We start from the raw sequence: 13,740 nt of genomic DNA on the forward strand, positions 1-13,740 counted from the left end.
GAGTTCTCATGTTAGATACGGTCAGAGTCCGCTACGCACCCAGCCCAACGGGATTTCTACATATTGGAGGACTGCGCACCGCATTGTATAATTATCTTTTTGCAAAGCACCATGGCGGAAAGTTTATACTGCGAGTGGAGGACACTGACCGCGCGCGTTTTGTGGAAGGTGCAGTCGAAGACTTTATTCATATGCTTAATTGGGCTGGGATTGAGATTGATGAGGGCCCGGGGAAGGATGGGCCATACGGCCCCTACTATCAATCTCAGCGGCTTGACCTATATACAAACCACGCGCAAAAACTTTTGAACGATGGCCATGCCTATTATTGTTTTTGCAGCTCGGACCGGTTGGATCAAATGCGAAAGTTCCAGGAAAAATCTAAAATGCCGCCCAAGTATGACCGTACCTGTCTGCGCTTGTCTCCAGAGGCGATCAAAAAAAACTTGGACGACCAAGTTCCATTCGTTCTGCGGATGAAAGTTCCGCAGGATACTACGATCCAATTTACAGATCTTATCCGAGGTGAAGTTGAGTTTGTCGGTTCTAATATAGACGATCAGGTTTTGGTCAAGTCGGACGGATATCCCACGTACCATCTCGCCAATGTCGTCGATGATCACTATATGGAGATCTCGCACGTTATACGCGGCGAAGAATGGGTTTCCAGTACACCTAAACATATCCTGCTGTACCGGTATTTCGGTTGGGACATTCCTCAGTTTGCACATTTGCCTTTACTACTCAATTCCGATAGAAGCAAAATGAGCAAACGCCAGGGTGATGTCGAAGCGCGCGCCTACCCGCCCAAGGGTTATTTGACGGAAGCCGTTGTCAATTTTATATCTCTTCTGGGATGGAACCCGGGCGACGAACGTGAAATATTCACAATGGATGAGTTGATCAAAGAATTCTCAATTGAACGCATCCACAAAGCGGGCGCTATTTTTAATATTGAAAAACTTAATTGGATCAATACGCAGCATATACGACGTAAATCCGATGAAGAAATATTCAACATGCTGAAGTCGGATCTTGAAAAATCAGGTTACTCCGATTTTCCAAAACAATATGTCATGAGCGCTATCGGTCTTATGAAAGAACGAATTAATTTTATTCACGAATTACTTTCTTTTTCGTCGTATTTTTTTAAGGATCCGGATACTTTCGATCCCGATGGTATTAAGAAGCGTATGCTGCCCCCGGCTAAGGAACATCTCTCTGAGCTGGCGGATCGTCTTGAAAAATTAGATTCGTTTCAACATGACGAAATTGAAAAGGTATTCCGTGTATATGCTGAAGAAAATCAGATAAAAGCCAGTGAACTTATCCATCCTACCCGTTTAGCTATTTCAGGAGTAACGCTGGGACCCGGACTATTTGATTTAATAGCGGTAATCGGAAAGGAAACCGTTGTTCGCCGGATGCGTTACGTTGTGTCACATTTTGATCAGATAACCAAACTTCCGGCATAATTATCAAAGGGATTTAATTCAGGCTTAGACCTGTACATTCGTTAAATTAACGCCACCGTAATGACTTCTTTAGACACCCCCATTCACAAGCCTCAAACTGACACATCATCAGCGGCAATTTCCGCTACCCCACAAGCTCATCATGATAACAAGATTGCCATGCGATGGTCACTTGGCATAGGTTTGTCCATGTTTTTCATGAAAATATATGCATTCTATATTACGCAGTCTGCGGCGATCTTATCGGACGCGGCCGAGTCCGTAGTACATGTACTTGCGGTTTCATTTGCAGCATACAGCCTTTGGCTCAGTACCAAACCTGCAGATAAAACCCATCTTTACGGCCACGATCGCATTAGTTTTTTTTCAGCAGGTTTTGAAGGCGCTATGATCATTATGGCGGCCATTTATATCATATATGAATCCGTCATGAAATGGATTCGCGGTTTGTATTTGGAAAATATCGAAGTCGGCACTTTTTTTATTGTTGCAGCTACGCTGATAAATGGTTTGTTGGGGTGGTACCTTGTGACCAAGGGGAAAAAAAATAATTCATTGATACTGATCGCAAACGGTAAACATGTTTTAACTGACAGCTGGACAAGTTTTGGGGTCATCGCAGGACTTGTATTAACCATCATCACCGGGTGGCTTCCGTTTGATCCGATAGTGGCAATTCTTGTTGCTCTTAATATTCTATGGTCAGGCAGCAAACTCATTCGTCAGTCCGTTGGCGGGCTGATGGATGAAGCGGATCCTGAGGTCCACAAAAAAATCACGTCGATACTCGAACAGGAAACGAAAAAACATTCAATCGTATTTCATGACGTGAGGCATCGTAACGCCGGTAATAAACTTCACATAGAATTCCATCTTCTTTTCCACAAAGATATGACGATTGCCGCCGCTCATGAAAAGGCAACCTTGATTGAACAGGTTCTGGCTAAATCATTTCCTATGGTAACTGAAATAACAACGCATCTGGAGCCGATCGAAGGACATAATGAAGTACACATGGTCTGGATGGAAGAGAAAAAAAATAAGCCCTTTTGATCAGGGCTCGATTTGTGTATGTAAACCAATTTCTTCTAAAACGCCGCTTACTTTCAAACATTCACCCAGATCGCCTTCATAACATACCGCTTTCCCTGTCGAATGAACCTCCCAGGCAATGGCTTCTGCCCGCGCAGATGTACATCCAATCGCTTTAATTAACTGCGCAATTACTTCGTCGAAGGAATGAATGTTGTCATTGAACAGAATTACTTTAAGCGGAGCGTCCAGCGATGTAATGTCTGAAGTTTCCTTGTCGAATTCGGTCTGGTCAGCCAAACAATAAATGGACCGTGATTCCCTATTTCTCATCGTCCACTCACCTCGCCAGCTTTTTTGATCCTCTATAAATTAAATTCAGCGCGGAAATCTTCGATTGACGTTCCTTTACGATACGCTTCCAGCCAGTCTCGGTATGCGCGTTGTTGTTTGGTATTGATCAATTGGCGCTTTAACTCTTCGCGAGCGTCCTGATATTTTGATTCATTAAATTCATCACGCGTAAATATTTGTACCAAATACGCGCCTCTAGTTCCTTTTACAGGTTCACTTAATAATGATAATGGTAATTGGAATAACGCGCCCGCGAGTTTTGCATCACGCCCGACTCCGGGAATAGAATTATTTATCGTAAAATTATTCAGATCCCTGATATAAAACGTTGTGTCAATCGTCTTAATATCCGCCATGGTAGTCATTTTCTTACGATATTCTTGAGCCCTGGAAAATGCCATTTCTTTGCGTTTTTCCTCCAGTACGGCGTTTTTGACTCGGTCTTTCACAGCCTCCAACGATTTTATTTCCGCTTTGCTCCGACTGACAGTCTTGAAAATAGTAAACCCGAGGCTTGTTCGATGCGGCGTTGAGGTAGATCCTATTTCTTCGTTGAAAGCAAAACGCACTACATTTTTCAAACGGTCTGGAAATCCTGCGACCATACCGAATTCATTGTTGAGCATTTCAGCCGTGGTATCCACTTTCAGGTTGTGTTTGACAGAATATTTTTCAACAGCTTCATCAAATTCTCCGTCTTTAGCCAGCTCGTAAAACGCATTAGCATTTTCGCGAACCGTTTCAATTGTAGTAGGGCTGGCTTCCATTTTAATCAGTATATGGCTTGCTTTTACGCTGTCCTGTTGACCCGCTTCAGACTTTTTATTTTTGTTTTTGAATTTTGTTTCTTCTATCTTGATGATATGATAACCGAATTGCGTTAATATCGGCCCGACAATGTCGCCGGTCTTAGCGTTAAAACAAGCCTCTTCAAATTCAGCTACCATTCGTCCGCGTGTAAACCACCCTAATTCGCCTCCGCTCTTGGACGCGCCGGGTTCCGTGGAGTACATTTTAGCGAGATCCGAAAAGTCTTTGCCGTCTTTTATCTGTTTGCTGATATCGTCTAAACGCGAAAATACTTCTGCAGAGTCGTCCTTAGTTGCCGCATCGCTAAAATTGACGTAGGCAAGACGCGCTTTTTCCGGTTCTTTGTATTCGTCAAGGTGCGCATCGTAATGGGTTTTCAGCTCATCATCGGAAACATCGATCGTATTCGCTGAAAATTCTGAAGGGCTGAAAAATATAAGCTGTCCGTTTACTTTCAGGTTACGCCGTGCATATTCTTGCCGTAATTCTGCATCGCTTACGCGCGCAGAAAGGACAATCATGCTCTGTAATTTCGAATAAGGCAATTGCATACGAAGAATATTCTCGATCTGTGCCCATTCTTTGGCATAAGCCGGGTTACTTAATGCCTGAACATATTTGTTTGCGTCAAAAGCGCCGTCGGTCTGAAATGAAGGGCTTTGTTTCAAAAAGTCCGGCGGATTGTTTCGTAAATGAAAAACGACTTCGGAATCGCCGACGGCTATATCGTTTTTGATAATGAAATTGCGTAAGAGGGTTTCCTCGATCATTTGATTCCATATCTGATCGCTGATCATTTCCATTTCCGATTCAGATAAAGACTCGCCGTCTTTTTTCTGCTGCATTTGCTGAATTTGATTAAAGTACGCGGTCTGAAAATCGGCATAACGAATGTCGTCGCCGTCGATCTTACCGATAATACCGCGCGTGGTACGGGCCGTATCGGAATAATTAGCGCCCCATTCGATCACGATAAGTCCCACAAAACAAAAGATCAAAACATATAAGAGAAGATGGGTCTTCTCCCTGATTTTCGTCATCATAACAAGATTCTCCTGAAATTCGATTTATAAAAAAGTATTCATATTCCTTTTAGGGATGGCAAAATTACAATAATTCACGTAAAAAAGCAACTGTTTATATAGGATTTTCCGATAAAAAACAAAGGCTGTAAACCTTACATTTACAGCCTTTGCAACAGAAGGAGGAGAGAGATGCCTTATCAAAAGTGATAGGTCAGATTAATCTGAGGCCCTCGGATCGGCTTATCGCCAAAACCGAACGCATCGTCGTGTTCCCTTTTTTGATAACTGGCGCCTATACCTATAAAATTGAGATCTACTCCAAGCCGGCCATCGAAAAATAAAGCTTCGATACCGAGGCCTGCGCCGAGTTTCAAATATTTGCGAACTCTATCCAGACTGTATGAGCCTGTTGTTTCGTCATAGATGCCGTTGATCTTGCGATCATAGAAGTAACTTCCGCCTACAACCGTGTACACCGCGATGCGATTTGTTATGCGGCTAAACGCATATTTTAAAGATAACCCCGTATTAAAATCACTGTTGCTTTTTTGGGCAACGCCGCCGATAACAAAAAGAGTTGAAAAATTTCGTGAGATATTCCTTTCATACGAAATGCCGATGCCGCTCACATTACCGGCTGCAAATCCTATTCTGTTATTTAAAACCAAAGCATGCGGCTTTTCTGATAAACCCAATTCATCTTCCTGAGAAAATGCAATTTCTGAAACGAAGGCCAGCGCTACTGCGGCCATGGTTAATTTGATTAAACTTTTCATAAAACGTTTCCCTCTTAAAGTAGTTAGTTGTTTTCTTAGCTAATAGAACAGCAAAGCCTCTGCCAAAGTTATTTTTAGAATTTACAATGGATTATACGTCACGTGTAAGTGTGATTTAGGTCACAGTGTGAAATGGGGCTACAGTTAACTTTGGTAGAAATGAATAAGTCAGGAGGGGTGTTGCACGATCAGAACGCTGTTCAGGCCATTATAATGATCATTTTCTTTCAAAGGATTTAGAGAGTCCTCTTCCCAGCGTTTGTCATCGATTAGAAACTTGTATTGGTAACTGCCATCGGATAATAATGGAATATCAATCCGCCAGAGCCCTTCTTCTACTTTGTGCAGCACGATCATATCCTTCTGCCATGCGGTGAAATCGCCGACCAGTGTAACTTTTTTTGCATGATGATCATGATAATAAAATACGATACGGTGCTGCAAAATTTTCGGCGAGATGTCGACCATACGGAGATGTGTTTCCTCCAATGCTCTTTGAACGCAGGCGCGTGCAGTGATCAAGCCATAGCCTTGTTTTTCCGGAATAATGTCGGGTAATCTTCGCGCCGTGGTTGTCAGTATCATCTTGATAAGTGAAGGCGTTAATTTGGGATTAGCCTCCAGCATCTGTGCAATGATCGACGAAACGATCGGCGCTGCAAAAGAGGTTCCATCCACATGCTGGTAATGCGGCGCGAAAAACTTTTCAGCTGTTAGTCTCTCGATTATTGCTTTTTTTATCTCTTTTGGTTTCTTATCAAGCAATGTCCGATCCAGCTTCGTCTTTTTAATTAGTTTTCTGAGTTTTGACTTGAGTTCTTTTAACGGCAACTTCAACAACGCATGCAATGCTTGCGATTCATCATAAATTACATTTTCCAATAACATCGGCGCTGGCAGTAATCTGCTCGGTGCGACAATCTCAGGCTTCATAAATCCGTCCGTCGTTCTACCGAAAGAGGATCCGTAATCTGTGATCTTATTTTCATCCAACAAATTATTATCATCAATTCCGCCGACCGTGATAACATCGGGGCAACTGGCCGGGGGTATAACTCCTTTCGTCGGATTATTCCCGGCAGCCGCGACAACGGTAATTCCAAGTTGATTCAGTTGTTTTATGACTTTGCAAATACGACTTCGTTTACTCGATTCATTACGATCACCGCCCAGCGAAATATTGACTATTCGAATACGGTACTCCTTATGATGCTTGAGTATCCATTGTAACGCCTTCAATATTGCCCCGGATCGGATAGTCTTGCCGTCAAAGGCCTTGATTAATACGACCGACGCATCGCTTGCAATTCCACGGTAATATCCTTTTGAAGAATTGCCGCTGCCGCACGCAACGCAGGCGACCATGGTTCCATGCCAACTGGAAGCCCGAACCAATTCAAAATCCGATTCTTTAAATTTTTCATCCGTCACATCGACCATCTTCAGAATGCGCGACTCGGGTTTCGCCAGGGCGGGATGCGGGTAAAATCCGCTGTCGATAAATGCGATGGTCACACCTTTACCAGTGTACATCGTGTCTGCATTGACACGAAGATAAACAGGAATAATGACGTAGTCTTTACGCGGGGGTTTTTTGTGAGGCATGGTGAAACGGGATTAAAATAAAAGTAACTGTTCAGGATTTTATGCCACTAAGACACTAAGCCACGAAGATTCACAACAAAACACATTGTTTTTTCTTCGTGTTTCCGCCTGTGGCGGAGTTTTCGTATCTTTGTGGCAATTTTTCAATGGTAGCTGAGTAATTACAAAGTGCAATTTATAATCTGTGAATCTGTGGCAACTTTATTTTACTTTAAAACTACTGAGGTGTTACAAATAAAAAACCATGGTACGGGAGGCACCATGGTTTAAAGATTCAAATAATTAGGTCTTAAGGATTAATAACCCTCTTCCAGTTGGATCATTTTCTGTTTCCGGATAGCGCGCATGCGGTCCGCTTTTTTTCTTTCGCTGGGCTTTACATAATGCGCCGTATCACGCAATGTGCGCATCAAACCGGACTGTAAGCATTTTCTCTTAAACCGTTTCAAAGCTTTGTCAAATGATTCATTTTCGCCGATCTGAACCGTGATCATAAACTCTCTCCTTGCTCTTGGGTTGTATATTATAAACTTATATAAAAACAGGGTTTAGCAATTCTTCGAAAAACCATGCTAAATTTAATAAATTAATGCGCAAAAGCAAGGAAAAATTGTGAAATAAGGAGCGTTAATAATATGGAAAATAAAAAACCCCGGGGTTGCCCGGGGTTTGAAAACTCAATCATGAAATCTTCTTATTTGAGACGAATCAAAATACCTAAGTTAATTCCCATCGTCGTTTCCTTGATTGCGCTTGGACCGGTTTTGTCGAATGCAACTTCTCCATAAACCGCTCCACCTTCCATCGGCCAATACTTGACGCCAACAGAGCCGCCAAATGTCAACGGAGCATCGTCTCCACCTGCTTTCCCTAATAAGCCATCGCCGAGGCCGAAATTCACATGAGCACCTGCGTACGGCCACATTTTGTCTTTAACCATAAAATGATACTTGCCATTTACGTCTACTGCTGCACTAAATTTGTCAAAAGGTGCGATTGCGCCATCGCCGCCGTACTTCAAAACTTGAATGCCGCCGCCGACTTCGATCGCATCATTGATAAAGTAACCTACTCCAACAGCAGGTCCGATAGTGGAAACTTTGGCTTCGGACATGTTTTGCCAAAGAACTCCGCCTAGGCTAAATTCGGTCACACCTTTGGACTGGGCAAATGCGCTAGTAGCCATAGCCATCATCGCGACTAACGATAGAATCATCGTTAATTTCTTCATCTTCGTACTCCTTAAGTTAGTTATTAGGTACATTCCTCCGAAACTTCGGAAGAAAATTTACGACGCTGTTATATGACAGCAGTTAATTACATGTAAATGAACAATTTTTAGTTTAGAAAATGTACATCTGGAGATATATAAAGTCAAGCTGTATTATTTGTCAATAAAAGTGTTTTTAGATGTTCTCTGGATTGATTATATTAATAATACGTATGCACCGTATACTGAAAAAAATTACAATTGTTTCGATTTTTCTGTTGCTCACATCCTGTGGATCACACAGTCAGGATATTCCGTTAACGATTATTTATACTAATAACAATAACGGCAATATACTCGAATGCGAGTGCGAAGATCTTCCCTATGGCGGACTGGCAAGGCGTAAAACGGTATTCGAACAGATTCGTAAAGAAAATAGAAACGTCATAACGCTTGATGCGGGCGATTTCCTGGATCAGTTCGGCACCAAACCGGAACAAGACGAACTCGTCATTACATTGTATGAAGAACTCGGTTATGATGGGATCAATATTGGCGACAACGAACTGGCAAATGAAAATACATTCTTAGAATCTAAAATACTTTCGTCTAAATTGCCGCTCATTTCCACTTCGATGGCAGATAGGAATGGAAAAAAAATAACGAAACCTTATGTCATTAGAGCCGTTTCTAATATCCAAATTGCTCTGATCGGATACACGCCTAAGTCCAGCTTTCGATATTTCCCCGAATGGAAGAAACTTGAAATAAAGATCGAAAATGAACGCGAAAAATTACGGCAAACGTTGGCAGAAGTTAAAGAAAAATCCGATATGATCGTGTTGTTATCCAACTCCGGGGATGATGAGGATTACCGGCTAGCTAAATCTTTTCCAATGATCGACGTGATTATCGGCGGGCACAACCAGGTAGAGCTTGAAGAACCTGTCCAAATCGGCAAAACGATCATCGTTCAGGCCGGAGGCAATGGCGGTTACGTTGGCAAACTGGAGCTTATCTATTCCAATAGAAAAGCCAAAGTCGTGCATAACAAGTTGATCCCGCTGGACAAAAATGTCAAAGATGATTCAAAATTGAAGAAGACCATTGATGATTTTCTCTCTCACTCTAAGTACAAGTAGCCAACGGCTTAATACTCCGTTCAACATCCTGATTAAAAATTGACTTTCAAAACCTATTTATGTAATATGCGAATAATCAGCGGAAATCTATAAACACACGAAATAACGCGAATTCATGAGTCAGATAAATTCAAAAAAAGTTCTATTCAACCTGCCGGTATTGAATGATCCCAATCCGTCTGAACAAATTCATTTGAAAGACATACGGGCAAAGAAAATCAACATTGTTTCGCTCGGATGCCCAAAAAATCAGGTAGATTCCGAGGTTATTCTGGGTAATTTGAAACAGTCAATCATTGTTGACAAAGCGGAAGATGCCGATACGATCGTAATTAACACCTGCGGTTTCATCGAAAGCGCAAAAAAGGAATCCATTGACACTATTTTTGAAGCGATTCGATTAAAAAAAGAATTTGAAAAAAAAGGAATAAAGAAAGAGATCATCGTTACCGGATGTCTCTCGGAGCGTTATAGAACGGAACTAACCGCATCCATGCCGGAAGTAGATTCGTTTTATGGCGTGCATGAATTTGATAAAGTGACTGAACGTATCGAAGGCCATTATCAACAAATTTCATTCACGGAACGCGTTCTCCTCAATCAGAAACACTACGCTTATTTGAAGATTTCTGAAGGCTGCAATCAGCGTTGCGGCTTTTGTTATATTCCCATGATTCGTGGAAATCTTGTAAGTAAATCTATAGATCAAAATTATCGTGAAGCGGTCTTACTTGCCGATCGCGGCGTCAAGGAACTGATCTGTGTTTCACAAGACACTTCGTCGTATGGATACGATTTAGACCGAAGCGCGCCGAATCTGAAGCGTAACTTTAATTTGGTACAGCTTCTCAATACCTTATCGACCGTTGAAGGTATTGAATGGATCCGTGTCATGTATTTATATCCCTCATTGTTTTCTGATGAACTCATCGAATGTATCGCTCAAAATCCAAAAATTTGCAAATATATTGATTTGCCTGTACAACACATCTCAGATAATATGCTGAAATCTATGCGGCGTAACACATCAAAAAAACAAACATCGGGCTTATTGCATAAAATCAAACAACGAATCCCTGAATTGGCTTTAAGAACTTCGATGATCGTCGGTTATCCCGGCGAAACGGAACAGGATTTTCAGGAACTATGCGATTTTGTAACGGAATTTCAGTTCGACCGGTTAGGGGTTTTTGTCTATTCGCGCGAAGAAGGAACTTATGCCTTTGATCTCAATAAGCAAGTACCCGAAAAAGTGAAAAAAGAGCGGTATAATAAATTGATGAATCTGCAACAAACCATATCGCTAAATAAAAACTTGGCTAAAATTGATAAAACGTGCCGTGTTCTGATTGACATCAAAGACGGTGAACGCTACGTTGGGAGGACACAATACGATGCCCCGGAAATTGATAACGAAGTAATCATTGAAACCGATCAATCTCTGCAGATAGGAAATTTTGTGAATGTTCACATCACCGATGCCTCGGAGTATGACCTTTTTGGAAAACCTGTTTAATGTTTATTGAAGGGAGTATAGCGTGAAATTCTTTAGACTTGCGACACTGATAATCGCGATGTTCTTTTTTGCTTCGTTGCTGCAAGCCCAGACTGATCCCGGACGATCCACCGGGGGGCCATTCTTTTTTGTTGACGCCGCTAATGTTGCGTCTAAAGAAGTATCCAAAGGCCGAATCGAGGTTTTTGTAAAGGTTGCATTTAGTGAATTGCTCTTCACGAAGTTCCAATCAACTCTCTTCCGCTCCCAATATGAAATCACTTACCTTTTATACGACAAAAAAAATAACCTCATTCAGCGTGAAATTCAGGATAAAGAAATCATTACCGACAAATATTCCGATACCGAATCAGACCTTCGATTTCATTTCAGCCGGCTAACTTTAAACGTTGAACCCGGCGACTACACTCTGACCACAACCATTACGGACAAGGAAACTCAGAAATTTGGGCAAAGGAAGTTAAGTATTCCCGTTAAGACATTCCGCGAAAAACCCATCGGTATCAGCGATCTTATTTTTGCCGATAGAATCCAGAAAGACAGCCTCTTGGATATTGTCAATATCGTACCGAATGTTTTTAAGAGTTTTGATAATGAATTTAAGCGGTACCTTGTATATTTCGAAATCTATGACAGCAAGTTCTCTGCAAAAAGAGACAGTGCAGATAGGTCACCCGCGGAAAAAGAAACTATCAAGATAAAATATAAGGTACTTGATAAGAACCAGAATGTGATTGTCGCCGATTCCACTGAACAGGTGGTTTCGCAATTTCAAACTTTTAGTTCCGTTGAAATTGATAAAAAGGATATCAGCTACGGAAAATATATTCTCGATGTTGTCGTAAGTCGTGCGGGGCAGCGGGCTTCAAGTAAAGCTATTTTTGACGTGCGTTTGTCCACATTCACGTCTCCTTCGATGACTTCGACTGCTTTTGATCTGGATATTGCGATCAAACAACTTCGTCACATAACACGTAATATTAATATCGGTAAAATTCTCAAAGGTACGCAGGCGGAAAAGGGCAAGTTCTTTGAGGAGTTCTGGAAAACCAAGGACCCTACACCGGAAACGGAACGCAACGAACTCATGGAAGAATACTACCGCCGGATTGATTATGCGAATCGGTATTTTTCATCCGGTTACAGGGAAGGGTGGGATACCGACCGCGGAATGGTTTTCGTTGTGATGAACGGACCGGACGACATTGAAAGACATCCGTATGACTCCGATGCAAAACCGTACGAAATCTGGTACTTTTATGAGGCAAATTTGAAATTGGTTTTTGTTGACTTCTCAGGTGTCGGTGATTATGAATTATATAATCGGCAGGAGTTTGAAAGTTATATACTTTTGCACCGTTAAATGAAGGCCAAACATTTTTTTCTGACGGGTTTACCATTCGTCGGTAAGACTACCGCTTTACTTCGTTCTCTTCAATTATTGGATCAGGCTGAAGGGTTTGTTACTCAAGCTGTGGAATTGGACGGCAAAAGAATCGGGTTAAATATTATCAACTCACATCAGCGGATATTCAAATTCGCCTCATTGGATCTTAACTCAGCTCATCGAAGCGGCAAATATTCAGTTGATATAGCCGCTTTAAATACGGCAATAGGCGAAGTTTTCGATAATCGCGGTAAGGCAAAATACATATATATTGATGAAATCGGCACTTTATTTTGTCAATCTCCATTTTTCATTGATAGAGTTAGCTCACTTCTTGAATCACACACCCTGATCGGCGTCATTGCCAAAAAAGGCCATTCCTTCGTCAAAGAAATTCATCGAAGACCGGATTGCTGTTTTACAGAGGTAACGGCGGACAATCGGGACGACATACCAAATACGATCATGAAAAAAATAACAGGAAACGAATATTTTGAAGAAAACTGAAAAACCAAAAACGCGTTGCGGATACGTCGCCATTATCGGCAGGCCCAATGCAGGTAAATCCACATTACTCAACCAACTGCTTGATTTCAAATTGTCCATCGTTACGGCAAAACCGCAAACAACGCGCCAGCGTATACTCGGCATAATGAATGAGGACAATGTCCAGATCATTTTTCTGGATACACCGGGCTTGATTAAACCTAAATACGCTCTTCAAACTGCGATGATGAAGATTGCCGATCAGGCGATTCAAACATCGGATATTTTGCTGGTAATGATTGACGTCACATCTGAAGAAGACTCGGATTTTGTACTTGAACTTTTCCAAAACGCACTCAAAAACTTAGACCTACCAAAAATACTTTTGCTCAATAAAGTCGATCTTGTGCCCAAAGAGCAATTATTACCTTTAATTCATCGGTTTCATGCAGTTGGAGTTTTTAAAGAAATCATTCCAATTTCCGCATTAAATAATGACGGTGTTGATATCGTCAAAAAGAATTTGATCGACCTTCTGCCTTTTGGAGAGAGGTTCTACCCTGAGGACACCCTGACCGAACAGCCTGAAAAATTCTTTGTCAGTGAGATCATCCGCGAAAAAATTTTCTTGTATTACGGCAAGGAAGTACCTTATTCCACTGACGTTATAATCGAAGAGTTTAAAGAAAGAAACGATTCAAAGGACTTCATCCGCGCAACTATAATCGTGGAACGTCAATCCCAAAAAGTCATTTTGATTGGGAAAAACGGGGAAGCGATTAAACGAGTTGGAGAAGAATCCCGAAAAGATATTGAGAGGTTTCTTGACCGAAAGGTTTTTCTGGAGTTATGGGTCAAGGTCAAGGAGGACTGGAGAAAAAACAACACCGTATTAAAAAATTTAGGTTATTTGTAATATCGT

General features: G+C 41.6%; 13 protein-coding genes. 7 read left to right on the forward strand and 6 right to left on the reverse strand.

Going from position 1 to position 13,740, the window contains the following annotated elements; all coding sequences use genetic code 11:
- Positions 1–8: 8 nt before the first annotated feature.
- Positions 9–1,475 (forward strand): glutamate--tRNA ligase, encoded by a 1,467-nt coding sequence (locus F9K33_03890; protein KAB2880701.1) that lies wholly within the window; start codon positions 9–11, stop codon positions 1,473–1,475.
- A 60-nt stretch (positions 1,476–1,535) separates the two neighbouring features.
- On the forward strand, positions 1,536–2,528 hold the full coding sequence (locus F9K33_03895) for a cation transporter (protein KAB2880702.1): 993 nt from the start codon (positions 1,536–1,538) through the stop codon (positions 2,526–2,528).
- On the opposite strand, the gene F9K33_03900 is transcribed toward F9K33_03895, so the two are convergent.
- The 6 genes from F9K33_03900 to F9K33_03925 form a co-directional block, all read right to left on the reverse strand.
- Positions 2,529–2,840: an ATP-dependent Clp protease adaptor ClpS gene (locus tag F9K33_03900; protein KAB2880703.1), complete on the reverse strand. Its 312-nt coding sequence runs from the start codon at positions 2,838–2,840 to the stop codon at positions 2,529–2,531.
- Between the two features lie 32 nt (positions 2,841–2,872).
- Positions 2,873–4,714 carry a hypothetical protein gene (locus tag F9K33_03905; protein KAB2880704.1) on the reverse strand — a complete coding sequence of 614 codons (1,842 nt, stop codon included), beginning with the start codon at positions 4,712–4,714 and terminating at the stop codon, positions 2,873–2,875.
- A 179-nt stretch (positions 4,715–4,893) separates the two neighbouring features.
- Positions 4,894–5,472, reverse strand: a complete 579-nt coding sequence (locus F9K33_03910) for a hypothetical protein (GenBank protein KAB2880705.1) — start codon at positions 5,470–5,472, stop codon at positions 4,894–4,896.
- 168 nt (positions 5,473–5,640) lie between these two features.
- Complete coding sequence (locus tag F9K33_03915; protein ID KAB2880706.1) at positions 5,641–7,077, reverse strand: S8 family serine peptidase; 1,437 nt, start codon at positions 7,075–7,077, stop codon at positions 5,641–5,643.
- Between the two features lie 296 nt (positions 7,078–7,373).
- A complete protein-coding gene (gene rpsU / locus F9K33_03920) occupies positions 7,374–7,571 on the reverse strand; it encodes a 30S ribosomal protein S21 (GenBank protein KAB2880707.1) in 198 nt (65 codons plus the stop codon).
- A gap of 200 nt (positions 7,572–7,771) precedes the next feature.
- A complete protein-coding gene (locus F9K33_03925; protein KAB2880708.1) occupies positions 7,772–8,341 on the reverse strand; it encodes a porin family protein in 570 nt (189 codons plus the stop codon).
- Between the two features lie 179 nt (positions 8,342–8,520).
- Here F9K33_03925 and F9K33_03930 point away from each other — a divergent pair, with 179 nt between their 5' ends.
- The 5 genes from F9K33_03930 (at position 8,521) to F9K33_03950 (ending at position 13,734) form a co-directional block, all read left to right on the forward strand.
- Positions 8,521–9,429, forward strand: a complete 909-nt coding sequence (locus F9K33_03930; GenBank protein ID KAB2880709.1) for a hypothetical protein — start codon at positions 8,521–8,523, stop codon at positions 9,427–9,429.
- Positions 9,430–9,544: 115 nt separating this feature from the next.
- Complete coding sequence (rimO, locus tag F9K33_03935; protein ID KAB2880710.1) at positions 9,545–10,945, forward strand: 30S ribosomal protein S12 methylthiotransferase RimO; 1,401 nt, start codon at positions 9,545–9,547, stop codon at positions 10,943–10,945.
- Positions 10,946–10,967: 22 nt separating this feature from the next.
- Entirely contained in the window at positions 10,968–12,308 is a 1,341-nt protein-coding gene (locus F9K33_03940) for a GWxTD domain-containing protein (GenBank protein KAB2880711.1), read from the forward strand.
- Positions 12,309–12,839 (forward strand): hypothetical protein, encoded by a 531-nt coding sequence (locus F9K33_03945; protein KAB2880712.1) that lies wholly within the window; start codon positions 12,309–12,311, stop codon positions 12,837–12,839.
- Positions 12,823–13,734, forward strand: coding sequence for a GTPase Era (locus tag F9K33_03950; GenBank protein ID KAB2880713.1), 912 nt, complete (start codon positions 12,823–12,825; stop codon positions 13,732–13,734). Before F9K33_03945 ends, F9K33_03950 begins: the two co-directional genes overlap by 17 nt.
- Positions 13,735–13,740: the final 6 nt, after the last annotated feature.

It is taken from the genome of bacterium, assembly GCA_008933615.1.
Lineage (GTDB): Bacteria > CLD3 > CLD3 > SB21 > SB21 > SB21.

Excerpts from the sequence above, each read along its gene's own strand:
- F9K33_03925 (KAB2880708.1), bottom strand. The coding sequence starts at position 8,341 with ATGTACCTAATAACTAACTTAAGGAGTACGAAGATGAAGAAATTAACG.
- F9K33_03945 (KAB2880712.1), top strand. The coding sequence starts at position 12,309 with ATGAAGGCCAAACATTTTTTTCTGACGGGTTTACCATTCGTCGGTAAG.
- F9K33_03915 (KAB2880706.1), bottom strand. The coding sequence starts at position 7,077 with ATGCCTCACAAAAAACCCCCGCGTAAAGACTACGTCATTATTCCTGTT.
- rimO (KAB2880710.1), top strand. The coding sequence starts at position 9,545 with ATGAGTCAGATAAATTCAAAAAAAGTTCTATTCAACCTGCCGGTATTG.
- F9K33_03890 (KAB2880701.1), top strand. The coding sequence starts at position 9 with ATGTTAGATACGGTCAGAGTCCGCTACGCACCCAGCCCAACGGGATTT.
- F9K33_03900 (KAB2880703.1), bottom strand. The coding sequence starts at position 2,840 with ATGAGAAATAGGGAATCACGGTCCATTTATTGTTTGGCTGACCAGACC.
- F9K33_03895 (KAB2880702.1), top strand. The coding sequence starts at position 1,536 with ATGACTTCTTTAGACACCCCCATTCACAAGCCTCAAACTGACACATCA.
- F9K33_03905 (KAB2880704.1), bottom strand. The coding sequence starts at position 4,714 with ATGATGACGAAAATCAGGGAGAAGACCCATCTTCTCTTATATGTTTTG.
- F9K33_03910 (KAB2880705.1), bottom strand. The coding sequence starts at position 5,472 with ATGAAAAGTTTAATCAAATTAACCATGGCCGCAGTAGCGCTGGCCTTC.
- F9K33_03930 (KAB2880709.1), top strand. The coding sequence starts at position 8,521 with ATGCACCGTATACTGAAAAAAATTACAATTGTTTCGATTTTTCTGTTG.
- rpsU (KAB2880707.1), bottom strand. The coding sequence starts at position 7,571 with ATGATCACGGTTCAGATCGGCGAAAATGAATCATTTGACAAAGCTTTG.